Source organism: Flavobacterium fontis, from assembly GCF_900129405.1.
Taxonomy (GTDB): domain Bacteria; phylum Bacteroidota; class Bacteroidia; order Flavobacteriales; family Flavobacteriaceae; genus Flavobacterium; species Flavobacterium fontis.
Genome location: NZ_FQVQ01000020.1, coordinates 12,801 through 36,052, shown reverse-complemented (window position 1 = coordinate 36,052; position 23,252 = coordinate 12,801). Strand labels below are relative to the sequence as shown.

Annotated in this window: 23 protein-coding genes; 13 read left to right on the top strand and 10 right to left on the bottom strand. The window is 41.7% G+C overall.

Going from position 1 to position 23,252, the window contains the following annotated elements; genetic code table 11:
- The 3 genes from BUC17_RS14035 to BUC17_RS13245 form a co-directional block, all read left to right on the top strand.
- On the top strand, window positions 1-981 hold a 981-nt coding region (locus BUC17_RS14035), incomplete at its 5' end, for a T9SS type B sorting domain-containing protein (protein WP_143161816.1).
- 56 nt (window positions 982-1,037) lie between these two features.
- Window positions 1,038-1,949, top strand: coding sequence for a PorP/SprF family type IX secretion system membrane protein (locus BUC17_RS13250; protein ID WP_073365306.1), 912 nt, complete (start codon window positions 1,038-1,040; stop codon window positions 1,947-1,949).
- Between the two features lie 18 nt (window positions 1,950-1,967).
- The gene (locus BUC17_RS13245) at window positions 1,968-3,920 is read left to right on the top strand and encodes an OmpA family protein (RefSeq protein ID WP_073365304.1); all 1,953 of its coding nucleotides are present in this window, start codon (window positions 1,968-1,970) and stop codon (window positions 3,918-3,920) included.
- Between the two features lie 620 nt (window positions 3,921-4,540).
- On the opposite strand, the gene BUC17_RS13240 is transcribed toward BUC17_RS13245, so the two are convergent.
- The 8 genes from BUC17_RS13240 to BUC17_RS13205 all read right to left on the bottom strand — a co-directional run bounded on the left by BUC17_RS13240 (window position 4,541) and on the right by BUC17_RS13205 (window position 9,509).
- Window positions 4,541-5,017 (bottom strand): CAP domain-containing protein, encoded by a 477-nt coding sequence (locus BUC17_RS13240; protein WP_234977719.1) that lies wholly within the window; start codon window positions 5,015-5,017, stop codon window positions 4,541-4,543.
- Between the two features lie 193 nt (window positions 5,018-5,210).
- The gene (gene pdxH / locus BUC17_RS13235; protein WP_073365300.1) at window positions 5,211-5,855 is read right to left on the bottom strand and encodes a pyridoxamine 5'-phosphate oxidase; all 645 of its coding nucleotides are present in this window, start codon (window positions 5,853-5,855) and stop codon (window positions 5,211-5,213) included.
- 39 nt (window positions 5,856-5,894) lie between these two features.
- Entirely contained in the window at window positions 5,895-6,809 is a 915-nt protein-coding gene (locus tag BUC17_RS13230; RefSeq protein ID WP_073365299.1) for a ribonuclease Z, read from the bottom strand.
- Window positions 6,810-7,010, bottom strand: coding sequence for a hypothetical protein (locus tag BUC17_RS13225; protein WP_073365297.1), 201 nt, complete (start codon window positions 7,008-7,010; stop codon window positions 6,810-6,812).
- A gap of 1 nt (window position 7,011) precedes the next feature.
- Window positions 7,012-7,341, bottom strand: a complete 330-nt coding sequence (locus BUC17_RS13220) for a ribonuclease Z (RefSeq protein WP_073365295.1) — start codon at window positions 7,339-7,341, stop codon at window positions 7,012-7,014.
- On the bottom strand, window positions 7,341-8,270 hold the full coding sequence (locus BUC17_RS13215) for an aspartate carbamoyltransferase catalytic subunit (protein ID WP_073365293.1): 930 nt from the start codon (window positions 8,268-8,270) through the stop codon (window positions 7,341-7,343). Before BUC17_RS13215 ends, BUC17_RS13220 begins: the two co-directional genes overlap by 1 nt.
- Before the next feature lie 12 nt (window positions 8,271-8,282).
- Entirely contained in the window at window positions 8,283-8,825 is a 543-nt protein-coding gene (gene pyrR, locus BUC17_RS13210) for a bifunctional pyr operon transcriptional regulator/uracil phosphoribosyltransferase PyrR (RefSeq protein WP_073365308.1), read from the bottom strand.
- Between the two features lie 87 nt (window positions 8,826-8,912).
- On the bottom strand, window positions 8,913-9,509 hold the full coding sequence (locus BUC17_RS13205) for a glutathione peroxidase (protein WP_073365291.1): 597 nt from the start codon (window positions 9,507-9,509) through the stop codon (window positions 8,913-8,915).
- Window positions 9,510-9,667: 158 nt separating this feature from the next.
- Between BUC17_RS13205 and BUC17_RS13200 the strand changes: the two genes are divergently transcribed.
- The gene (locus tag BUC17_RS13200; protein ID WP_073365289.1) at window positions 9,668-10,201 is read left to right on the top strand and encodes an RNA polymerase sigma factor; all 534 of its coding nucleotides are present in this window, start codon (window positions 9,668-9,670) and stop codon (window positions 10,199-10,201) included.
- The gene (locus BUC17_RS13195; RefSeq protein ID WP_073365287.1) at window positions 10,198-10,986 is read left to right on the top strand and encodes an anti-sigma factor; all 789 of its coding nucleotides are present in this window, start codon (window positions 10,198-10,200) and stop codon (window positions 10,984-10,986) included. Before BUC17_RS13200 ends, BUC17_RS13195 begins: the two co-directional genes overlap by 4 nt.
- Before the next feature lie 70 nt (window positions 10,987-11,056).
- Here BUC17_RS13195 and ccsA read toward each other — a convergent pair whose 3' ends face one another.
- Window positions 11,057-14,242: a cytochrome c biogenesis protein CcsA gene (gene ccsA, locus BUC17_RS13190; protein WP_073365285.1), complete on the bottom strand. Its 3,186-nt coding sequence runs from the start codon at window positions 14,240-14,242 to the stop codon at window positions 11,057-11,059.
- Between the two features lie 140 nt (window positions 14,243-14,382).
- Between ccsA and BUC17_RS13185 the strand changes: the two genes are divergently transcribed.
- The 8 genes from BUC17_RS13185 to BUC17_RS13145 all read left to right on the top strand — a co-directional run bounded on the left by BUC17_RS13185 (window position 14,383) and on the right by BUC17_RS13145 (window position 22,583).
- A complete protein-coding gene (locus BUC17_RS13185) occupies window positions 14,383-15,132 on the top strand; it encodes a Rossmann-like and DUF2520 domain-containing protein (protein WP_073365283.1) in 750 nt (249 codons plus the stop codon).
- A complete protein-coding gene (locus tag BUC17_RS13180) occupies window positions 15,116-15,643 on the top strand; it encodes a KdsC family phosphatase (protein WP_073365281.1) in 528 nt (175 codons plus the stop codon). Before BUC17_RS13185 ends, BUC17_RS13180 begins: the two co-directional genes overlap by 17 nt.
- A gap of 27 nt (window positions 15,644-15,670) precedes the next feature.
- Window positions 15,671-16,606, top strand: coding sequence for a geranylgeranylglycerol-phosphate geranylgeranyltransferase (locus BUC17_RS13175; protein ID WP_073365279.1), 936 nt, complete (start codon window positions 15,671-15,673; stop codon window positions 16,604-16,606).
- Window positions 16,590-17,168, top strand: a complete 579-nt coding sequence (locus tag BUC17_RS13170; RefSeq protein WP_073365277.1) for a Maf family nucleotide pyrophosphatase — start codon at window positions 16,590-16,592, stop codon at window positions 17,166-17,168. The genes BUC17_RS13175 and BUC17_RS13170 overlap by 17 nt, the downstream gene beginning before the upstream one ends.
- A 38-nt stretch (window positions 17,169-17,206) precedes the next feature.
- Window positions 17,207-17,452 carry a hypothetical protein gene (locus BUC17_RS13165; RefSeq protein WP_073365275.1) on the top strand — a complete coding sequence of 82 codons (246 nt, stop codon included), beginning with the start codon at window positions 17,207-17,209 and terminating at the stop codon, window positions 17,450-17,452.
- Between the two features lies 1 nt (window position 17,453).
- The gene (locus BUC17_RS13160; RefSeq protein WP_073365273.1) at window positions 17,454-17,981 is read left to right on the top strand and encodes a mechanosensitive ion channel family protein; all 528 of its coding nucleotides are present in this window, start codon (window positions 17,454-17,456) and stop codon (window positions 17,979-17,981) included.
- Window positions 17,982-18,257: 276 nt separating this feature from the next.
- Entirely contained in the window at window positions 18,258-20,750 is a 2,493-nt protein-coding gene (locus BUC17_RS13150; protein WP_073365269.1) for a PIG-L family deacetylase, read from the top strand.
- A gap of 114 nt (window positions 20,751-20,864) precedes the next feature.
- Complete coding sequence (locus BUC17_RS13145; RefSeq protein ID WP_073365267.1) at window positions 20,865-22,583, top strand: sodium:solute symporter family protein; 1,719 nt, start codon at window positions 20,865-20,867, stop codon at window positions 22,581-22,583.
- Here the strand turns inward: BUC17_RS13145 and trhA are convergent.
- Window positions 22,580-23,224, bottom strand: coding sequence for a PAQR family membrane homeostasis protein TrhA (gene trhA / locus BUC17_RS13140; protein WP_073365265.1), 645 nt, complete (start codon window positions 23,222-23,224; stop codon window positions 22,580-22,582). The two genes, BUC17_RS13145 and trhA, sit on opposite strands and share 4 nt — an antisense overlap.
- Window positions 23,225-23,252 lie beyond the last annotated feature (28 nt).

The window sequence follows — 23,252 nt, the reverse complement described above, 5'->3', positions numbered from 1 at the left end:
AACGTAACGTTCAACGAAGTAACGACTGCGGGTTCTTGTCCTGGTGCTTACACTTTGACTCGTACATGGACTGCAACGGATGCTTGTGGTAACACGACAACACACGTTCAAACCGTAACGGTTCAAGATACAACAGCACCGCAGATTGCAACCGCATATCAAACTGTGATTAGTGCGACATGTGATGCAGTTCCTGCAGTTCCGGAATTACAGTTTACAGATAACTGTGCTACTACGGTAATAGTGGTGTTTAATGAAACAAGCTCAACACCAGTAAATGGTTCGTATACAATTGTTCGTACATGGACAGTTTCTGATAGCTGTAATAACACAAATACGTATACACAAACTGTAAACGTTTCTGTTAATGCAACTGTAAACCAGTATGCTTATCCTGAAGCTGTTTGTACCGATGATAATACCTTGTTAATTGATATTGCTGCAGTAATTTCTACACAGTTCCCTGGTACAGATACAACTTCTGGAACTTGGACTGACATGAACAACTCAGGAGGTTTGAATACAACAACTGGAGTATTTAATCCATACCAATTGCCTGATGACACTTATGTGATCAAGTATACATTACCAACAGCAACGTGTCCGATTGAATTCTTAGTGTCTATTAATGCAAATGATGAAGTTTGTACGGTATTACCAGCTTGTCAACCTATCATTGTTAACAATGCAGTAACACCAAATGGTGACGGTGCTAATGATTTCTTTATCATTGAAAATATTCAAGATATTACATGTTACCCGGAAAATACAGTTGAAATTTACAACCGTTGGGGTGTGAAAGTATTTGATACTACAAATTACGACAACACTTCAAGAGTATTCCGTGGAATTTCAGAAGGTAGAGCAACCGTAAATCAGTCCGCTGAATTACCAACAGGTACCTACTTCTACATTTTGAAATATAAAAAGGCGGATGGTAACTTTGTAACTAAAAACGGATATTTGTATTTGTCAAGATAATCTATCAACGGGGGGTTATGCCCTAACCCCCGGTTGTTAATTTAACACCCAAATAAATGAAAACAAGAATTTTAATTTTCGGAATGCTGTTAACGGGTTGGATGAGCTTTGCTCAACAAGACGCCCAGTATACGCAATATATGTATAACACCATTAATATCAATCCCGCTTATGCAGGGTCGCGTGGTGTGATGAGCTTTTTCGGGTTACACCGAACTCAGTGGGTAGGTTTAGATGGAGCACCGGTAACCAATGCGTTTTCGATGAACACTCCTATTGAATTTACCAATTTGGGACTAGGATTATCATTTGTGAACGATCGAATAGGTCCAACGTCTGAAAATACTATTTCGGCGGATGTTTCGTATTCGGTTCAAACCTCAGAGAATTACAAACTATCGTTCGGGGTAAAAGCTACGGGGAACTTATTCAACTTGGATGTTACTCGTTTGACGTACCAAAACCCCAACGATCCTTTGTTACAAAATTTGAACAATAACTTTAGTATGAATGTTGGTGCGGGAGTTTATTTCCACTCTGATAAATCGTATGTTGGGTTGTCAGTTCCTAATTTCTTTGAAACTAAACGTTATGATGATAATGATGTAGCCGTTTATAAAGAGCGAATGAACTTTTATTTAATCGGTGGTTATGTTTTTGATTTATCACCCAACTTAAAGTTCAAACCCGCTTTCTTATCTAAAGTGGTTGAAGGGGCTCCTTTTCAATTGGATGTTTCTGGTAACTTCTTAATTCAAGAAAAACTAACGTTGGGTGCCGCTTGGCGTTGGGGTGCAGCTATGAGTGCTATGGTTGGATTTCAAATTACTGACGGTTTATTTGCCGGTTATGCCTATGATTTGGAAACCACACGTTTGGCAAACTATAACTCAGGATCTCACGAAATTTTCTTGCGCTTTGAATTATTCAGACGCGATGATCGAATTGTATCACCAAGATTCTTCTAATCTAATTACCAGCACACCATGAAAAATAAATTTTTACATATCGCTTTAATCGCAATTGCTACCTGTGGCACTTTGACAGCGCAAAACAAGAAAGTGGCTAAGGGTACCAAGCAATACGATAACTACGCCTATGTTGATGCGATAAAAACCTACGAACGTATTTTTGCGAAGGGATATAAATCTCAAGATATGCTGCAAAAGTTAGGAGACTCCTATTATTACAAAGGAGATTATGACAACGCAGCCAAATGGTATACCGAATTATTCGCTTTTACCAAAGAGGTAAACCCAGAATACTATTTTCGCTATGCCCAAGCGCTAAAAGCGACTAAAGACTATAAAAAAGCAGAGGAAATGATGGCTGCTTTTAACCAAAAAAGTGGCAATGAGCAACGTGCCAAATTGGCTGCCTCTCAAAAGGATTATATGGCTCAAATCAAGAAAAATTCGGGTCGTTTTACGCTTGAAAATGCAGGCATTAACTCGGAGTATTCTGATTATGGTACAGCCTATTACGGCAACAAAGTTGTTTTTTCTACGGCCCGTGATACGGGAGGAATTGGTAAACGTAAACACACTTGGACAGGAGAAAGTTTTACCAACTTGTACACTGCCGACATGGGAGAACAAGGAGCTTTATCCAATCCAAAGCGTATGAATGAAGGGTTGAATTCACGTTTTAATGAATCAACTTCTGCCTTCACCAAAGATGGAAAAACCGTTTACTTTACACGAAACAGTTTTTTAACAAAACGGGAAAAAAACAGTAAAGGATCGACGCTACAAAAAATCTACACTGCAACCTTAGAAAATGGTAAATGGGTAAACATTAAAGAATTACCTTTTTGTAGTGAAGATTATCAAGTGGCTCACCCAACCTTAAGCGCTGATGAGAAAACATTGTACTTTGCTTCAGACATGCCTGGCACAAAAGGGGTTTCTGACTTGTATAAAGTTTCAATCAACGGCGATGGTACTTTTGGGACTCCTGTAAACCTAGGCGATGTCATCAATACTGAGGGACGCGAAACGTTTCCTATGATTGCTGCCGATGGAGAATTTTACTTTGCCTCTGACGGACACCCTGGTTTAGGTGGTTTGGATGTATTTATGGCCAAAGTTCAACCTGATGGAAGTTTTAAACGTGTCCACAATGTGGGGGAACCTGTAAATAGTTCGAAAGATGATTTTGCTTTTATTATCAACGCCAAAGATCGTACAGGCTATGTTTCTTCCAACCGTGATGGTGGAAATGGCAATGATGATATTTACCGTTTCAAAGAAAATACCCGGTTGGTAGATTGTGAGCAAGCGGTTCATGGAATTGTTACCGACAAAGAAACAGGCAAACCTTTGGCGGGTGTATCTGTAGTGTTGCAAGACCAAAACTTCAAAATCTTGAAGGAGATGAAAACCGATGCTGAAGGTAAATTTGATTTTGGTACGCAAGATTGTGAAACCAAGTTTTATATCAAGTCCACTTTACCTGAATACAACACTGTGGATACTCCTTTAATGACTCCAAATGAATCGGGCAAAACTTTTGTTCCTGTAGAAATGGAACGTACCGTTAAACCCGTTACAGTTGGTGACGATTTATTCAAAGCGTTTGGTATTAAAATCATATACTTTGACTTAGACAAATCGAATATCCGTCCGGATGCAGCGGTTGAGTTGGCCAAAATCTTGGATATCTTAGAACAGTACCCTGCGATGGAAATCGATGTTCGTTCGCATACCGATTGTCGTCAAACGTACAAGTACAATATGTCTTTATCCGATCGCAGAGCTAAGTCGACTGTGGCCTGGTTGATCAAAAATGGTATCGCTGCCAGTCGATTGACAGGAAAAGGTTATGGCGAGTCGCAACTGGTTAACGATTGTGCTTGTGAACCGACCAACAAATCGGAATGTACCGAAGAGCAACACCAAGCCAACCGTCGTTCAGAATTCATTATTACTAAATTATAATCGCAATTATAAATTGTTTAAACCCGAAAACGCCCTACTTTATGTGGGGCGTTTTTCATTGTACGCCTCTCCTATTGCCATTCGTTTGTAGTTGTTCGTTCTTACAAATAAGGAGAAAACGATAGCCTTTCCTAGTCCACTGCATTAACAGCTTTACACTACTTATTTCTTACTTTCTGGATACGCCTAATTATTAGGTACATTGCCTTGCATAAATGCATGAATGAAACGATTAATGAACATTGGAAGACTTTATTTTGAACGCCCATTGAACACAACAGTTACATTTTCTTAAGTCGACGTTGAAAACCGATTTAAGGCTATGAGCGCTTCAATATCGTAGCGAATCAAACTTGATCCTAGTATATCGCTTTGAAGCAACGATAAAGCCTTACAATAGCTTTGCTCTCAAATGTTGAACCTTTGTGTTATTGTTTCTAGAAAAAAAGAGGTTGTATTCAGCCCGGATAGAGCCGGCATCCCCCGATGGAAATCGGGGATATAGGCGAAAGCCGGACCGTGTTGTGGAGAAAGATGAAGCTAATTGCTGCCCAATATAAAACAAAAAAAAACCACTCCGGAGAGTGGTCATTTCAAAATCAAACAAAACTATAAATCAATTATCTTTTCATAAATATGTTCGTAAAGTAACGGCGACCATTGGCTGGATTTATGGTAATCGATATGCCAAAGTGGGTGTAATCGCCTTCGATATTGGCTTTGTGGCCTGGGCTGTTCAACCATGCATTTAAAGCCGAAGCAGGTGTTGAAAAATTGTACGCTACATTCTCACCTACCTTTACAGCGCCCAACACATGCTTGATATTGTCGGCACGCAATTCAAAAAGATCGTGACTTACAACATTGTTTTCAATCATGTATTCGTTATGCTCAAAGGATTTGAAAGAGATGTGGTTTACGATTTCCAAACGGTTTAGTCCTTGGCTAGCACGGTAATCGTTTAAACGGGTCGCTAAATCCGTTTCCTCTGCGGTGTAATCATAAGCAGTGACTAATCGATAATCGTTGGTTGAAGTTGCTTCTTCATCTTTGGAACACGATACTAATGTAAACACCAATGCGATTGGTAAAAACATTCTAAGTAGTTTTGCTTTCATAGTAGTAGGTTAAGTTTTGACGGATAGATGTGGGGCAAATATCTTGTCAGTTAGTAATTGATGAACGTTGTTTTGATTTGGTTACCCAAACTTACTACTATGCCGTTAAAGTGACAAATAAAATCGATGAAATGCACTTAAAATTATTTTTTTAGAGTAATTTTCTTACAAATTAAGGAGAGAGGCGCTCCATTTTCCAGTTGAAATCGGTTTGCAGTGTGTATCGAATACGATCATGAAGTCGATTGGGGCGCCCTTGCCAGAATTCGACCGACTGCGGACGGACCAGATAACCACCCCAATGCATAGGTCTTGGAATGGGTTGCTGTGCAAAGGCTTCTTCAAGATCTTTTAGTTTTTCATCCAAAAAGGCGCGAGAAGGAATGGGTTGACTTTGTGCGGAGACGATGGCTCCTAATTTACTCCCGTCGGGTCGTGAGTCAAAATACGCATCGGATACGGCCTCTGGAGTTTTTTCGGCGATTCCCTTTATAATCACTTGTCTTTCGATACCTGGCCAGAAAAAAGATAGGCACACCTGAGGATTCACGGCCAAAGCCCTCCCCTTTTCGGATTCATAATTGGTATAAAAAATAAAGCCTTCTTCGTTATACTTTTTGAGTAATACCACACGCGATTTGGGAAAACCGTCCAATCCGATAGTTGCTACCGTCATGGCATTGACTTCATCGACGCCACCGAAATCTTCGGCTTCATGAAACCAGCGATGGAATAGATTGATCGGATCGTCTGGAATTTGGGTTTCCAACAGTTCGCTTTTGGTATAACTTTTACGGTAATCGCCTAAATCGTGCATGACTTTTTTTTACAAAATTACGGTAAAAGTAGGTAATGTTTACCGCTGGGGGATTTCAAATTCTTTCCCATCTTCGGCCAACCAGACCTGCGGAAAAATACTTTCGGCTTCGGTTTTAAAAGGTTCCGTCGAACCGTATCGGGTAGAAAAATGCCCTAAAAGCAATTGATGAACCTCGGCTTGCTTGGCGATGGAAGCCGCTTGCTTGGCTGTTGCATGTAAGGTTCGTTCGGCGAGATGCGACTCATTTTCCAAAAAAGTACTTTCATGGTACAACAAATCCACCCCATGAATCAACGGTACGATGCGCTCATCATAACACGTATCACTGCAATAGGCATAACTGCGCGCTACGGCTGGGTCAAAAGTCAGATCGGCATTAGGTATTACGCGGCCGTCTTCCAGGGTAATGTCGCCGCCGTATTGAATTTTTCGAAAATACACCGGTTCAATTTCCAACTCGGTAATGGCAGGGATATTCAGTTTTCGCTCTTTATTTTTTTCTTGAAATAAGAAACCGTTGGTATAGACGCGATGGTGAAGTGGAATCGTTGATACGCGAACTTTTTCGTCCTCATAGAGGATTTCGGAGGTGGTGGATTCTAACTCATGAAAATATAAATTGTAGCCGGTATACGAACCTGAGGCGCGTAATTGCAATAAGATGATTTCCTTGATGCCTTTGGGACCGTATACATGCAAATCGTTTTCACGGTTGAGCAACATAAAGGTTGAAATAAGTCCAATGAGTCCATAAAAATGATCGCCATGCAAATGGGAAATAAAAATATGATTGATCTTGGAGAACTTAATCTTGCTTTTTCGCAACTGGACTTGTGTTCCTTCGGCGCAGTCAATCAAAAAAATATGGTTTTTGATTTCTAATACCTGTGCGGTGGGATTAGAAAAAGTACGCGGTGTAGCGGCATAACATCCGAGGACAGTGAGTTTCAATTACGAATCGGTTTTTTGGTTTTCAATTTTCCCAAGGCGCACAATTTTTAGAATCAAAACAATGATAATTCCCAAATTAAGTCCCAACTTTAGATAGTCGTAGTCGCCAGTTTTTATGTTTTCAAACAACCGCCGCACAAAGAGAAATGTGAGTCCGAATAACACAACGGTGTAGAGGTAAACAAATGTTTTATTGCTCATATTAAAATCCTAAATCACGTTCAATTTCTTCCATTTCGATAATGTCATGGGCTTCTTGCAACGAAGGCACGACATGTAAATGCGCTGGCACAGCGTTAAAATCAATGGCTTTCACTACGATGACAAATGACTTTTTTCCTTTTTGGTGTGCTTTTGCCAGAGGAGAAAAAAGTTTAACTGCGGCCAAATCAACTTCGATAGGTGTCAAATCAATGATAAGATTTTGGGCTACAAATTGCCCGTGCTCTCGGGTTACTTTTGCACAAAAATCGGCTATGGGTTCGACAGTATCCCGCAGAATCGTGGTATGTCCTTTTATTTCTACTTTCATTAGGGTTTTAATTTTGAAGCCAACAAATAGATAACTGCCATACGAATGGCCACGCCGTTTTCGACTTGATCCAAGATTACCGAATGGGGACCATCGGCGACTTCGGAGGTAATTTCTACCCCGCGATTAATGGGACCCGGGTGCATGATTACGATTTCTTTGGACAAAGAATTTAAAAGCGTTTGATTTACGCCATATTGCTGCACATATTCCCGTGTAGAGGGAAAATACGAGACATCCAAGCGTTCGTTTTGTATACGAAGCATATTCGCTACATCACACCATTCGAGGGCTTGACGCAAATTGGATTCTACTTTGACGCCCAAACTTTCAATGTATTTTGGAATGAGCGTTTTCGGACCACATACCCGAACTTCGGCGCCTTGCATTTGGAGGGCAAAGATATTGGAAAGGGCCACCCGCGAGTGCAAAATATCGCCCACAATGACCACTTTTTTTCCAGCCACATCGCCCAACCGTTCGCGTATGGAGTAGCTGTCGAGTAAAGCTTGCGTAGGATGTTCGTGTGCGCCATCACCGGCATTTATGATGCTTGCCTTAACCTGTTGTGCCAAGAAATGAGCGGCTCCAGGGTGCGCATGACGCATGACCACCATATCGACTTTCATGGCCAAAATATTATTCACTGTATCGATGAGGGTCTCCCCTTTTTTCACCGACGATTGGGCTGCCGAAAAACTGATGACATCGGCAGACAGTCGTTTCTGAGCCAATTCAAATGATAATTTCGTACGGGTACTGTTTTCAAAAAAGATATTGGCAATGGTTATATCGCGAAGGGAAGGAACCTTTTTGATGGGTCGGTTGATGACTTCTTTAAAATGATCGGCAGTTTCAAAAATCAGTTGAATATCTTGTTCTTTTAGATATTTGATGCCGAGCAAATGATGGACAGAAAGATCAGACATGGGTGTGTTGCATTAAGGTTGTGTGACCAAATAAACGGCATCTTCGCCCTCCTTTTCTTGCCAACAAACTTTGACAACTTCATCGTTGATGGCATCCACTTGACGACCACGGTAATCGGGCTGAATGGGTAAATGACGGCTAAATCGGCGGTCGATTAGGGTTAGTAATTCCACTTCCGATGGACGTCCAAAGGATTGAATGGCCGTGAGCGCAGCATTAATACTGCGTCCGGTAAACAATACATCATCAATAAAAACGACCTTTTGATTTTCGACTAAAAAATCAATTTGTGTTTTATTGGCTTCCAAAGGTTTTCCACTGCGTCGGAAATCATCGCGAAAAAAAGTAATGTCTAGAAATCCCAATCGAATGGCATGAACTCCGTAGTCTTTTTGCAACAATTGGGTTAACCGTTGCGCCAAGTATTTGCCGCGCGGTTGCAATCCTATCAATACGGTATGCTGAAAATCGGAATGGTTCTCGATCAACTGACAAGCCAAACGATGCAGGATAATGTGTACTTCGGTAGCATTGAGTAGTAGTTTTTGACTCATGGAGAAGTGTGCTGTTTGGGTGGTAAAAGTACGGATTTTTTTGTCATCATTGTGCAAAAAAAATCCCCTGACGAACAGGGGAAATTATTATTTGGAAATCCAATCCACGATCTTGGCATCCATGGGGGAAACTTGAGGCGAAATTACTTGCTCCAAATGACCGTCGGCACCGATGAGATACTTTTGAAAATTCCATTCAACGCGACTGTCTTGCAACCCGTTTCGGGATTGTTGGGTTAAAAATTGATACACTGCACACATATCGCTTCCTTTTACCGATACTTTGGCCATCATAGGGAAACTGACGCCGTAATTTTTTTGACAAAAAGTAGCAATTTCGGCATTGGTTCCCGGCTCTTGCTGTCCAAAATTATTGGCTGGAAATCCAACAATCACAAAATTTTTGTCTTTAAACTTTTGATACAAGGCTTCCAAATCTTTGTACTGTGGGGTTAATCCACATTTGGAGGCTGTGTTTACAATTAAAATTTTCTTTCCTTTTAAAGAAGAAAAATCAAAAGTATTGCCTTCCAAATCTTCTACTTTAAATTGATAAATCGTTTCTTTGGCCATAGGGGTTTCGTTTTGTGTCGCCGAAATAGCAGCTTGGGCTACCGAATTTTCACTTTGTTTGCAAGAGAGCAAACCATAAATTAGGGCAACGGTGATTAGTTTTAGTTTCATGAAGTATTTTTGTTTAAAATTACAATAAAAAAATTAAACACTTTAACGGGAGACCTCCAAAATTTATGTTAATTTTCAAAAAAATAAAAACCAAAAGATTCCAACTTACGTAGATGATAAAACTCTAAATAAAATTTGTGAAACTAATAGACGCTATTATGACTCAGGAACAATTGATTCCGCTCTTACAAAATAAAGATGAGCGGGCTTTTACCACGATGTACGACATGTATTCCAAAAGTTTATTTGCGGTGATTTCGAATTTAATTAAAGATTCGGAAGAAGCCGAAGATGTGCTGCAAGAAGCTTTTGTCAAAATTTGGAAAAACATCGACAGTTACAACGACAGTAAAGGTCGTTTTTACACTTGGATTTTAAACATTGCGCGCAACACAGCCATCGATAAACTCCGTTCTAAAGGCTACAACAACAGTCAAAAAAACCTATCGGTAGAAAACTTCGTATCTATGGTAGGAGACAACAGTCGCATGAACCATCGCATTGACACCATTGGGATTAAAGATTTTGTAAAAAAGTTAAAACCCAAATGCATCCAGTTATTGGATTTGTTGTTTTTCAAAGGGTATACTCAGCAAGAGGCTTCAGAAGAACTGAATCTTCCTCTCGGGACGGTAAAAACCCAAAATCGGAATTGTATAAATGATTTAAGAACGTATTTGAACGTATCATGAAAGCAGCAGAAATAATTGAATCTGGACAACTCGAATTGTATGTCTACGGCGTTTTAACAGCAGAAGAAACGGCAGAAATTTCGTCCTTGGCGAAACAGGAAAATGAGGTTAATGAGGAGATCATTGCCATTGAAAAATCGGTTATCAATCTCTCCTCCAGTCTCGCTCCTGCCCTATCAGCCGGTGTTTTTGAACGGTTAAAAACATCCTTGGCGCTCGCATCAACCCCTGTAATCCCAATAACTCGCCGTCGAAATACGAGCACCTACTTGGGTTGGGCTGCCTCGATCGCCTTGTTGTTGGGTGTTGTTTTCCAATACAACCAGAACAACACCGTGGCTACACAATTAAAATCGACCGAAACGGAAAAATCGAATTTACAAAAATCGGTTGTCACGTTAACCCTCGAAAAGCAACAGACCGAAGTCGCGTTACAAGTAATTCGCGATCGTCAAAATACGGTAGTAGCCTTGGCGGGACAAACGGTTGCCCCTCAAGCCACAGCGACTATTTATTGGAACCAAAAAACACAACAGGTCTATGTAGATGCCTCAGGATTACCTGAACCGCCCAAAGGTAAAGTGTATCAGATATGGTCGCTTAAGTTAACTCCAACGCTTACACCAACAAGTATTGGTTTGCTTAACGATTTTACCAAAAATCCAGCTAAAGTATTTGCCGTAGAAACTACCGGTGATGCCCAAGCCTTTGGAATTACTCTTGAACCTGCGGGAGGTAGCGCCACACCTACTATGGAGCAACTGTATACCCTCGGAAAAGTCTAACCCTTTTTACACCCCCAAATCCAAAAAAAAGGTTCAACCATATACGTTGAACCTTTTTCTTTACCGTTTATTAAGCTTTTTTGGGCTTGGCGTAAAGCTTTCGATAGCGCCAAAATACAAAAGACGCAAACACCATAAAGACGACAAAAATTCGAATATAGATATCTACATTTTGTTTTTCTCCTGTCGCATAGGAGTGCATCCCTGTAAGGTGGAAATTGACCCCAAAATAAGTCATCAAAATAGACGCAAATGCCAAAACACTCATAAAATTAAATGCAAACAATCCGCGCAAACCAGGGACTAATCGAGCGTGAATCACAAAAGCATACACCATAATACTGATTAAAGCCCAGGTTTCTTTTGGGTCCCAACCCCAATAGCGTCCCCAACTCTCATTGGCCCACTGTCCCCCCAAAAAGTTACCAATGGTCAAGAGCACCAAACCAATGGTTAACGCCATTTCGTTGATATAGGTAATTTCCTTGATATGCAATTCCATGGCATTTTTATTTTTGGTTGTGGTCACCAACATCAAGAACATAGCCACAATTCCCAAAATCATTCCCAACGTAAATGGACCGTAACTGGCCACAATCACCGCTACGTGGATCATTAACCAATACGAATTCAATACGGGTTGCAAATTGGCAATCTGTGGATCCATCCAGCTCATGTGCGCGACCATCAAAATCATGGAAGCCACAAAAGTTCCGGCAGCGATGGTTAATTTCGACTTTTTATCAAACGCTAAAGTGAAAAACATCGTCGCCCAAGCTACATAAATCATACTTTCGTAGGCATCACTCCAAGGCGCATGTCCCGACACATACCAACGGGCGATTAAACCTAAAGTATGGGTTGCAAACAAAAGACCAATGATTACATGAAAAGTAGTGATCGCATAGCGCAACGGTTTGTTGTTGGTGAAAATTTGAACAATCACTAAGATCAACATCAGGCTTCCTGCCAACATATACCAAGTGAACAAACTGCGGAACACATCGTATTTGTTGAGCAATATTTCGGAAGTGATTTGATCGTCGGAGGGACGAACGGCTTTTCCAAACTTCTTTTGATAATCTTCAATCCCTTGAAGCAAGGTATTGGCCATCGTATAGTTTTGGGTTGTAGCGCCTTTGCCTAACTCATTGAGATAATACGGAAAGGCATTTTTAATTTTATCCAAATCCGTTCCCGTGGGCTGATTGATTTCCATGAAAGAAACCCATTTGTTGCCTTTATCATTGGGCACGGGGAATATTTTCAAAATACCACCGTACATGGCGCTAAACATGAGGTTGATCTTCTTGTCGGCCTCCACAAAGTCTTTTTGAAAATTGTTGGGGTTGGTCGTTTTGTAGGCATCATCGAGGTAAGGCGATAATTTGTAATTCCCTTCTGGGGTGATAAAGTCCTTAAAACGAACGTACTTTGCTTCTTTGTCCACCCCAATTAACTTACGAATGCTGTCGTTCCCGCGTTTCAAATAGATGATGGGTAAATTTTCCCAGGCTTTTGGGTACATCACCATAGAAAGGAATACCTGATCGGCATTAAGTCCTTCATAGGTATCGCTTTTACTCACTTTTCGTAATAATTCGGAGGAAAACGTGTTGACAGGTTTCATCCGTCCTCCTTCATCTTGAATGACTAAACGTCCGAATTGAGCCGCTTGTTTTTCAGGAACCGCGTATTTTTTTACCGAGTCCAAATAGTTGAACACCACCTCTTTTTGGGGCTTGGCCGGAGCATGTTGGTGTCCGTCATGATCTGAATGCTGCGCGGATAGGGAACCTGAAAAGCCAAACAATAAAAGAAGTGTTAAGGCAGCTTTCTGTTCTTTGAGTTGTCCTAACTTTCGTTTTAAACTTGCGAAGCGGGTGTTTTTGTCGAATAAAATGGCCAACATGGCAAAAAACAACAAGAAATACCCAATGTAGGTAATCAATGTACCCCAAAAATCGTGATTCACGGAAAGAATGGTTCCCTTTTCATCGGGATCAAATGAAGATTGGAAAAAACGATAGCCTCCGTAATCTAAGATATGATTCATATAAATCTCGGCATCGGTCTTTTTTTCTTTATCGATAACGGTTACGATACTCTTGAATGCAGAGTAACTTTTTTCTGTTCCTGGATATTTATCGGCGATAAAATCGTTCAACTTCATGGAGAACGGCAATTCATAAACCTTACTTCCAAATTGAAGTGTAAATTCTAAATCGCCCACTTTAATAATTCGAGGTTCGCCGGTTTTCCCTTTTGATCCCACTAAGGTCACCCGTTCGGTTTTACCCCCCGTACGAATCTGAACGGTGAGGGCATCATCGGAGTTTTTGGCTTTGTAATCACCCCCAGAAACAAAATCTTTTACGCCACGCATCGGAGGCTCGGGAAAAACAAACTGCGAGCCGCCTACATTATATAAGGATCGTAGCATTAATGCCGCCTCGGTATTAGCTGTTACCTCACCTTTTAACTGGTCTGCCATGCGCATAAAGTTACCTGCAAACGGCGTTTTAATCGTTGAATTCGAACCATCAGAAGTGATATTGATGGCGCCTTCCATGGGTTTGTTAAACGCAAATAACAAGCCGTGGATACTTTGCACTTCGCCTTCTGCTAAGTAATGTTCGTGTCGTTCGCCATTGCCCGCCTCAACCAGTTTAAAATACAATTTCCCTTTCGGATCGGCTTTAATGGATTCCTTCACATTCATTAAGAAACTGTCGTATTCAATGGTAAACGGAACCGTGTCAAAACGTTCTTCGAGGGCAAAATGATTGGAGGCAAAGGGTGGATACACTGCCTCAGAGAGAATTAATGGTTTTTCTAAAACACGTCGTTTTAGTTCCCCTTTATAATTTCCATCGACCAAAACGGTAAGGAAGGTACGATCGGAATAAAACTGATTGGCACTTTCACCTTCACGGATGGGCATCATCCCTTCGTAACTGATATAACGGGTAATTCCGGCGCCAATAATGATAAAAATAAAGGAAAGATGCAGCAACAAGGTAGCCCAATTTTTACGCAAATGCAATTGGTAGCGCTTGATGTTTCCCATAAAGTTAATCAAGAAAAAGAAAAGAATAAGCTCAAACCAACGGGTATTGTAGACCCAAATCCGAGCCGTGTCGGTATTGTAAGCACTCTCAATAAACGTTCCTGCGGCCATAGCGGCGGCATACAAGATGAACAAAACCGCCATTAAACGGGTGGAAAACAAGAGCGCTAGAATTCGATTCGCCATTTTATTTTAAAATTTACGCAAAAGTAACGCAAAAAATAAAAAGCATGGTGGCGAAAGTGTGGAATTTAAAGGAATATTAGGAAATGTTGTGAAAGCATGCGTCAATTGGCAAATTCCCTTTTTTTACTACCTTTACGACCATGATACGATTGGTCATTATTGGCTCTGGAAATGTGGCACAGCATCTGATTCAAGCTTTTCAAAAGTCGCTGGTTCAGGTGGTTGCGCGTCACCCCGAGACGTTACATTCGCTTCCAATCTCCTGTCCCGTAGTGACTTCGATGAACGAAATTGCCGACGCAGAAGTGTATGTATTGGCTGTGAGTGATCATGCCATTGCTGCACTGGGGCATGAAATTCCGGGAACAGGGAAATTGGTGGTACACACCTCGGGTGCCACTGGAATGCACGTACTTCCGAAGCATCATCGCAGCGGAGTTTTATATCCGTTGCAAACGTTTACCAAAGGAAAACCATTGGATTACAGCACGATACCCTTTTGTCTTGAAGCTGACAAAAAAGAAGACTATCTCCTTTTAGAGCAACTTGCGCGTACCGTATCCAGTGCCATTTTTTCTATCGATGAACAGCAACGCTTAGCCTTGCATTTGGCGGCCGTATTTGTTTGCAATTTCACAAATCACTTGTATCAATTGGGCGCTGACCTTTGCGCAGAACATGGTGTTTCCTTTGAAGTACTCAAACCCTTGATACTGGAAACCGCAGCCAAAGTACAGACCCTCACTCCTACGCAAGCCCAAACAGGTCCGGCACTTCGAGGCGATACAGCTACCTTGGAACGACACCAATCGATGCTCACACAACCTTATCCGAAAGAAATTTATCAATTACTTACCCAATCCATTATTGATCATGTCCAAAAGCTATAAAGAAGTTATGAATGACATTACGACGTTTGTCTTTGATGTCGATGGCGTATTAACCGACGGTACCGTACATGTGTCGCCCACGGGAGAAATGCTGCGCGAGATGCATATTCGCGATGGTTTTGCCATGAAAGCCGCTCTTGAAAGTGGATATTCGGTGTGTATTATTTCGGGGGGAAGTAATGAAGGTGTTCGGATTCGTTTGCGCAATTTGGGCATTACTGATATTTATTTGGGGACACCCGACAAGGTGGAAACTTTTACGGAATACTGCGAATTATACCAAATCAATCCTGCGCACGTTTTATACATGGGCGATGACATTCCCGATTACCATGTGATGCAACGTGTAGGTTTGCCCACTTGCCCGCAAGATGCAAGTCCCGAGATCAAAGCGATTTCCCACTACATATCCCATAAAAATGGTGGAAAAGGGGCCGTACGGGAAGTCATCGAGCAAGTGATGAAGGTGCAAGGCAAATGGCACACTTATTACAACGGTCAACACGATTAATTTTAAAAAGTCATTGAATATACTACCATGAACTACTTCAAACTTATACGGTTTCAGAATTTACTTTTACTAGCCTTTATGCTCCTCATTTTCCGGTATGGTTTTTTGATGCAACAAAATATCTTTTTAGCCTTAACCGATATCGAATACAGTCTTTTTATTTTAGCCATGGTATGCATCGCGGCTGGAGGTTATGTAATTAATGATATTTTTGATCAAGAGGTCGATGCACACAACAAACCAGAGCGCCGTATCATTGGGGTTTCCATTTCGGAAGAAAAAGGCTACTATGCTTACGGAGCGCTCTCAATTTTGGGCGTAGCCTTGGGCTTTTATCTATCCAATGTGATTGAAAAACCTGGATTTGCGGTGTTCTACGTTTTGGTAGTAGCCCTGCTGTATGTGTATGCCGCTTCACTCAAACAAATGCCTGTTATCGGAAATTTGGTGGTGGCCTTGTTGGCCGGTGCAAGTATCTTATTTATCGTGATTTTTGACCTCTATCCGGTCACCTACGATGGCAATCGGCAAACGATGAAAGTCATGTTTGACATGCTCAAAGATTACGCGTTATTTGCCGTGGTACTCACCTTTTTACGTGAAATCATTAAAGACCAAGAAGATATTGAAGGCGACCAGCAAGAAGGGTTACAAACCTTACCTATTGTTTTGGGGCAGCAAAAAACGAATTATGTTACCGCCCTCATTGCGCTTGCGGCGGGTGCTGTTTTGCTAATCTATACGTTTACTCAGGTATTGGAATACAAACTTTGGATTACCGTAATTTATGCCACTGTCACGGTAATTGCGCCCTTATTTTGGGTGGCGATTAAGGCGTGGTCGGCGCGAGAAAAAGCCGATTATCGATTGATGAGTCGCGTCCTCAAATTGATTTTCTTTTTTGGTATCCTCTCCATTGCAGTACTCACCTATAACGTGATTCAAAATGCCCAAACCGTTTAAAATCATCCTTGCTTCGGGTTCGCCCCGACGGCAACAGTTCTTCAAGGAATTGGACTTGGACTTTGAAATTCGACTCAAAGAAATTGACGAAGTGTATCCCGAAACCTTGCGCGCTGAGGAAATCACCAACCATATTGCACGCGAAAAAGCCCGCGCTTTTGAAGGTTTGTTGGCCGATGACGAATTGCTAATTACCAGCGACACCTTGGTTTGGCTCAACAATCAAGCGTTGGGAAAACCTAAAAATTATGACGATGCTGTAGCCATGTTACAACAATTGTCGGGAGTGACCCACGAGGTAATCACTTCCGTATGTTTTAAAACGACAAGGTCGGAGGAGTTGCTGTTTGACACTACAAAAGTAACCTTTGCTTCGCTTGATTTGGAGGCCATTCATTACTACCTCAACCGATACCAACCCTTTGACAAGGCTGGTGCTTATGGAATTCAGGATTGGATTGGACTTACTGGAATCGCCAAAATTGAAGGATCATATACCAATGTGGTCGGTTTACCCACTGAAAAAGTTTATCGCTTTTTAACAACACACTACTTAAAATAGTTGTACTTTTAAGGGGATAAAAAATACCGATTCAATTCATGGAAACGGAACAAGAGCTCAATGCCAAGATTTTAAAAATTACCATGGTAATTCGCGATAATTATCCCGAGTTGCACCAATACCTCAACGAAATGCCTGTGACGATTCCGGTGGATCAAAATCCGGAAATTAACGTACAACATTTAAAAAAGTATTACGATTCGTTGGTGGCGATTTTTCGGAATTATGTAGCCGAGCACCAACTTAATTATATCAACCAACGCAACGCAGAAGGTCATTTATAATATGGATTTCCAACGTTTTTCCGCTGAAATTATCGCGACATTAATCGTCATTATTGCAGTGATTGTCTTACGCGTGGTGATGGCAAAACTCGTTCGTCGTTATGCCCAAAATAACCACACGCTCGAGCACCGTACTAATCTGGTAATCAAATACATCAATTTACTGATTAACATCGTTGCTTTTATTGCTCTAATCATCATTTGGGGCGTGCAACAAGAAGATATTTTTCTCACAGTCTCCTCGGTCACCACCGTAATTGGAGTGGCTATGTTTGCGCAATGGTCAATTCTGAGTAATGTGACTTCGGGTGTGATTCTCTTTTTCTTTTTTCCGTTTAAAATTGGTGACGTGATTAAAATTCACGACAAAGATTTTCCCGTAGAAGGAGAAATTGAAGACATCAATGCTTTTCATGTGGATTTACGCACTCGTGAAGGCGAACGCATTACGTATCCCAACAACCTCTTACTTCAAAAAGGGATCTCAATAGTGCAACATGAGGCCGACCCACGGGAATTTACGGATTAAGACTATTGGGATTAAAGGATGAAGCTATCGTTTTCAAAGTCACATTTTTTCCTTCATCAATCTTTGGAATAAAATAATCTTTTCCTCGCCTATTCACCTCCTTTTTCACCCAGCTTATTGTGGCTCTATTGCCTTTTATCGGACAATGGAATTGGACTTGAAAATGCGTCCGTAGTATCCTCATAGTTCCCTTTTCTATTTTTGTTAAAGAAAACGAAAAACAAAATCCCACTCCGGGGAAATCCTTACTTTTGAATGAAATCAAAAAGTGTACTCATGCGTCAATCGTTTTGGTGGGTAGCTTTGGTTTGGATGGGCTTTATAGCCTCAGCCCAACGTCCTGAAAAACCAAGTGCTTCTGACATTTATCATCAAATTGAAAAGTTAAATTTCCTGGGAAATGTGCTTTATGTAGCTGCGCATCCCGATGATGAAAACACCCGACTCATCGCTTATCTTGCCAATCATGTTCATGCCCGAACAGGGTATTTGTCGCTCACTCGCGGTGATGGCGGTCAAAATCTAATCGGACCCGAATTACGAGAGCTGCTGGGGGTTATTCGCACACAAGAGTTGATTGAAGCGCGAAAAATTGACGGCGGAGAACAATATTTCACCCGAGCTAACGATTTTGGTTTTTCTAAAAACCCAACGGAAACTCTTGCTATATGGGATAAAGAACAAGTACTCAGCGATATGGTTTGGGTGATCCGTCAATTTCGTCCCGATATTATCATCAACCGTTTTGACCATCGTTCTCCGGGAACCACCCACGGACACCATACCGCTTCAGCACAATTGGCATTGGAGGCTTTTGAACTTAGTGCAGCAGCTGCCGCTTTTCCTGAGCAATTGGCGTTTACACAACTTTGGCAACCCAAACGAATTTATTTCAATACCTCGTGGTGGTTTTATGGCAGTAGAGAAAAATTTGAAAAAGCCGATAAGTCCAATTTAACAGGCTTTGACATCGGTGTTTTTTATCCCTACAATGGAAAATCCAACCAAGAAATCGCTGCTTTGAGTCGCAGTTGCCACCAATCCCAAGGTTTCGGAAATACGGGCACGCGCGGCAGTGAAATGGAATATTTGGAATGGTTAAAAGGCGATAAACCCGTGGCTTCGTCCAACTTGTTTGAAGGCATCGATACCACATGGAACCGTTTGCCCGAAGGAAAACCTATTGGGGAGCTTTTGGAAGGCGTTCAAAAGTCATTCAATTTCAACAATCCTGCAGCGAGTCTCCCGGATTTGGTAAAAGCGTATGCCTTAATTCAACAACTTTCAGACCCGTTTTGGCGGGAACAAAAATCGGAGGAAATCAAACGAATTATTGCAGCCTGCGCCGGACTTTATGTAGAAGCCGTAGCCGACAGCCAAGAGACAACTCCCGGAAGCACTCTTGGAGTTAAAGTCGAAGCCATCAACCGAAGTACAGCAGCTATACAATTGACACGAATAGAAACCTATCCCCCAACCCCAGTGGAGTGGAACAATGTCGTGCTTCCCTACAATCAGGCCAAGACCCATAGTTTTTCATGGACATTGCCAGCCAATTATCCCTACACCGCGCCCTACTATTTGGAAGAATCCGCAAGTTTGGGAATGTATACCGTTGCAGCGCTAACCCGTCGTGGCAAACCCGATGTGGAGCGCCCAACAAGCGTTACGTTTACCTTTTCGGTTTTAGGTGTTGCAATTCCTTATACCAAAAAGGTGGTGTATAAATATAATGACGATGTCAAAGGCGAAGTTTACCAGCCGCTCGATATCGTACCTGCGGTGACTTCGACACTCAAAGACAAGGTGATGATTTTTCCCAAAAGTAAAGCGCGAGATGTTCAAGTTGTCGTCAAAGCAGGAAAAGACAACATCACTGGAACCGTTCGTGTGGAAGTTCCCGCTTCATGGAAGATAACCCCCGAATCGATTCCTTTTTCGCTCCAACGAAAAGGCGAAACGTCTACGCTGACCTTTACGCTTACGCCACCGAAAGAAGCTTCAGAAGCGGTTATTCAGAGTGTGGTTACCTTGGGTGAAGCAACCTATTCTTGGGATAAAGTAGACATTCAGTACCCGCATATTTACAAACAAATGGTATTGAAATCCGCGACGGCCAAAGCGATCAAGTTGGATATCAAAACCAATGATGAAAAAATCGGCTATATCATGGGGGCTGGAGATGAAGTCCCCACCAGTTTACAACAAATGGGATATTCGGTCACGCTTTTGCAACCCGAATCCTTGACGGCCCAAACGTTAGAAGCTTTTGATGTGGTGATTACGGGAATTCGGGCCTATAATGTGGTCAATGCCTTAGCCTACAAACAAGCGTTATTGTTGGATTTTGTTAAAAATGGAAAAACGTTGATTGTCCAATACAACACCTTGGATGATTTTGTGACCAAAGATTTTGCTCCCTACCCGATCAAAATTTCTCGCGATCGCGTTACCGAAGAAACCGCCGAAGTTCGCTTCCTACAGCCTAACCATCGCATCATGACAAGTCCCAACAAGCTCACTGCAGCAGATTTCAAAGGGTGGAAACAAGAACAAGGACTCTATTACCCAAGCGAATGGGATCGTCAATATACAGCGCTCCTTTCGGCAAATGATACAGGAGAAAAACCCAAAGACGGTGCCTTATTGGTCGCAACTTATGGAAAAGGAACGTATATTTACACTGGGTTAAGCTTTTTCCGCGAGCTTCCAGAAGGAGTTCCAGGGGCTTATCGCTTATTGGCCAATTTAATTTCGGCCGGAAAATAAATGCGTATGAAATCAGACAACGAATCCCGCTGGACCAATCGATACACATGGTTGTTGGTAATTAACGCTGTGTATATCTTAATTTTCTTTTTACTCATGCAAAATTACTCCTAGATGCAGCAAATCGATTGGATTATTTTATCGGTCACGCTACTCACGATTGTAGTGTATGGGGTGTATAAAACGCAAGGAAGCCGTAATGTCGAAGAGTATATTTTAGGCAACAAACAAACCAATTGGTTTACGGTAGGCATTTCGGTTATGGCTACACAAGCCAGTGCCATAACGTTTCTCTCAACACCCGGGCAAGCGTACCATGACGGCATGGGGTTTGTACAATTCTACTTTGGTTTGCCCATTGCTATGGTGGTTATATCGCTCACCTTTATACCCATTTACCATAAATTGCGTGTTTACACTGCCTACGAGTACTTGGAACAGCGATTTGATTTAAAAACCCGATCGCTCGCCTCCATTCTCTTTTTGATCCAACGGGGATTGGGAACGGGACTCACTATTTATGCCCCCTCCATCATTTTATCTACACTTTTGGGGTGGAATCTAACGTTACTCAACGTCATCATAGGCATCCTCGTGATTATTTATACCTTTTCGGGAGGAACTAAAGCGGTCAACGTAACGCAAAAACAACAGATGTTTGTCATTATGAGTGGGATGTTTATTACATTCTTTCTCATTTTATATATGTTGCCCAACGATATGACTTTTTCGAATGCGTTGCATATCGCCGGCGCCAATGAGAAAATGAATATCGTTGATTTTTCTTTTGATCCCGAGACTCGATACACCATTTGGAGCGGAATCGCTGGTGGTTTTTTCTTGAGCTTAGCCTATTTCGGTACCGATCAATCGCAGGTTGGACGCTATCTTTCAGGGAAATCAGATAAAGAAAGTCAGATGGGCTTAATTATGAACGGTTTTTTAAAGGTTCCCATGCAGTTCTTTATTCTTTTGATTGGCGTCATGGTGTTTGTGTTCTTCCAATTTCATGAAGTACCTTTAAATTTTAACCCTGTCAACAAAGCGACCATTGAAAAATCGCCGTATGCCCAGCAATACCAGCAATTGGAAGAGCAATTAAAAGCGTTGACGGAGGAGAAAAAAGAATACAATTTACTGTACATCGACCATCTTAATCAAAATTACGATAATCCCATATTACGCAATCGTTTGACGGCTATTTCGGGGAAAGAGCGTGATCTTCGCGACCAAGCCAAAGAACTTATTGCCAAAGCCGACCCTAAAGCGGAGACCAACGATAAAGATTATGTGTTTTTGTATTTTATATTGAACTACCTTCCCAAGGGATTGATTGGTTTACTCTTGGCTGTTATTCTCTCTGCGGCTATGTCCTCATCGGCTTCGGGCTTAAATGCCTTGGCGTCGACCACGGCGATTGATATTTACAAGCGCAATTTAAAAACAGAAAAGAGCGATCGCCATTATGTGATGGCCACCCGCTATTTTACGCTGCTTTGGGGCGTAATTGCCATTTTGTTTGCCTGTGTAGGAACGCTTTTTGAAAACTTGATTCAATTGGTCAACATCGTTGGATCTATTTTCTATGGTACGGTATTGGGTATTTTCTTAGTAGGCTTCTACATCCGTTCGATAAAAGCCCATGCGATTTTCTACGGGGCGGTACTCTGTCAATTACTGATTTTTTACATCTATTATTTGGATGTGGTGAGTTTCTTGTGGTTAAACTTTATTGGTGCTATGCTCACCATCACCTTATCGTGGTTGATTCAAAAAACACAACCCAAAGCGCCTTCTACCCTTGAGATTACCGAGGAAACAACCTTGACTTAGGGCAGGATAAAGTAATAAATCGCTGCAAAATGACTGGCACTTCCTCCCAACACAAAGAGGTGCCAAATGGGATGATAATATCGTTTTCGATCGTTGGCATAAAAGTAAATCCCCGCGGTGTAAAAGAAACCTCCTAGGGCAATTCCAATAAGCGCTTCTCGGGATAGTCGTTCTACCATTGGGTCGAGAGCAATGATGCAAAGCCAGCCCATCAAGGCATACAAACCTAGTGAAATACGTTCGTGGTGGCGAAAACGCGAAAATTTAAATCCAAAACCAACAAGAGCTAAGGTCCAAATGAGCCCCAACAACGTCCAACCCCACGCGCCCTGAATTCCCACCAAAACCACTGGTGTATACGTACCGGCAATAAGTACATAAATGCTCAAATGATCCAGCCGTTGCCCCCATTTTTTATGACGCAAACGCCAAACGGCATGGTAATACGTTGAAGCGCCATACAACAGCAATAAACTCCCCCCAAATAGCATTGCGGCAAAGGATGTCACCCCATCCGAGTAGTGCTTACTCTTTTGAAACAACATAAAAAGTGCTACACAGGATAATACCGTACCTAACCCGTGCGTGATGACGTTGTATCGTTCTTCAATTTTTCGGTTTTTACGCACTTTGGGCTTCATTCTGCAAAGATACTTCAAAAAAAAAGCC

Bases quoted from the DNA above. Each gene is read 5' to 3' on its own strand.
- BUC17_RS13250 (WP_073365306.1), top strand. From the start codon at position 1,038: ATGAAAACAAGAATTTTAATTTTCGGAATGCTGTTAACGGGTTGGATG.
- BUC17_RS13245 (WP_073365304.1), top strand. From the start codon at position 1,968: ATGAAAAATAAATTTTTACATATCGCTTTAATCGCAATTGCTACCTGT.
- BUC17_RS13240 (WP_234977719.1), bottom strand. From the start codon at position 5,017: ATGTTTTTACCAATCGCATTGGTGTTTACATTAGTATCGTGTTCCAAA.
- pdxH (WP_073365300.1), bottom strand. From the start codon at position 5,855: ATGCACGATTTAGGCGATTACCGTAAAAGTTATACCAAAAGCGAACTG.
- BUC17_RS13225 (WP_073365297.1), bottom strand. From the start codon at position 7,010: ATGAGCAATAAAACATTTGTTTACCTCTACACCGTTGTGTTATTCGGA.
- BUC17_RS13220 (WP_073365295.1), bottom strand. From the start codon at position 7,341: ATGAAAGTAGAAATAAAAGGACATACCACGATTCTGCGGGATACTGTC.
- BUC17_RS13215 (WP_073365293.1), bottom strand. From the start codon at position 8,270: ATGTCTGATCTTTCTGTCCATCATTTGCTCGGCATCAAATATCTAAAA.
- pyrR (WP_073365308.1), bottom strand. From the start codon at position 8,825: ATGAGTCAAAAACTACTACTCAATGCTACCGAAGTACACATTATCCTG.
- BUC17_RS13205 (WP_073365291.1), bottom strand. From the start codon at position 9,509: ATGAAACTAAAACTAATCACCGTTGCCCTAATTTATGGTTTGCTCTCT.
- BUC17_RS13200 (WP_073365289.1), top strand. From the start codon at position 9,668: ATGACTCAGGAACAATTGATTCCGCTCTTACAAAATAAAGATGAGCGG.
- BUC17_RS13195 (WP_073365287.1), top strand. From the start codon at position 10,198: ATGAAAGCAGCAGAAATAATTGAATCTGGACAACTCGAATTGTATGTC.
- ccsA (WP_073365285.1), bottom strand. From the start codon at position 14,242: ATGGCGAATCGAATTCTAGCGCTCTTGTTTTCCACCCGTTTAATGGCG.
- BUC17_RS13185 (WP_073365283.1), top strand. From the start codon at position 14,383: ATGATACGATTGGTCATTATTGGCTCTGGAAATGTGGCACAGCATCTG.
- BUC17_RS13180 (WP_073365281.1), top strand. From the start codon at position 15,116: ATGTCCAAAAGCTATAAAGAAGTTATGAATGACATTACGACGTTTGTC.
- BUC17_RS13175 (WP_073365279.1), top strand. From the start codon at position 15,671: ATGAACTACTTCAAACTTATACGGTTTCAGAATTTACTTTTACTAGCC.
- BUC17_RS13170 (WP_073365277.1), top strand. From the start codon at position 16,590: ATGCCCAAACCGTTTAAAATCATCCTTGCTTCGGGTTCGCCCCGACGG.
- BUC17_RS13165 (WP_073365275.1), top strand. From the start codon at position 17,207: ATGGAAACGGAACAAGAGCTCAATGCCAAGATTTTAAAAATTACCATG.
- BUC17_RS13160 (WP_073365273.1), top strand. From the start codon at position 17,454: ATGGATTTCCAACGTTTTTCCGCTGAAATTATCGCGACATTAATCGTC.
- BUC17_RS13150 (WP_073365269.1), top strand. From the start codon at position 18,258: ATGCGTCAATCGTTTTGGTGGGTAGCTTTGGTTTGGATGGGCTTTATA.
- BUC17_RS13145 (WP_073365267.1), top strand. From the start codon at position 20,865: ATGCAGCAAATCGATTGGATTATTTTATCGGTCACGCTACTCACGATT.
- trhA (WP_073365265.1), bottom strand. From the start codon at position 23,224: ATGAAGCCCAAAGTGCGTAAAAACCGAAAAATTGAAGAACGATACAAC.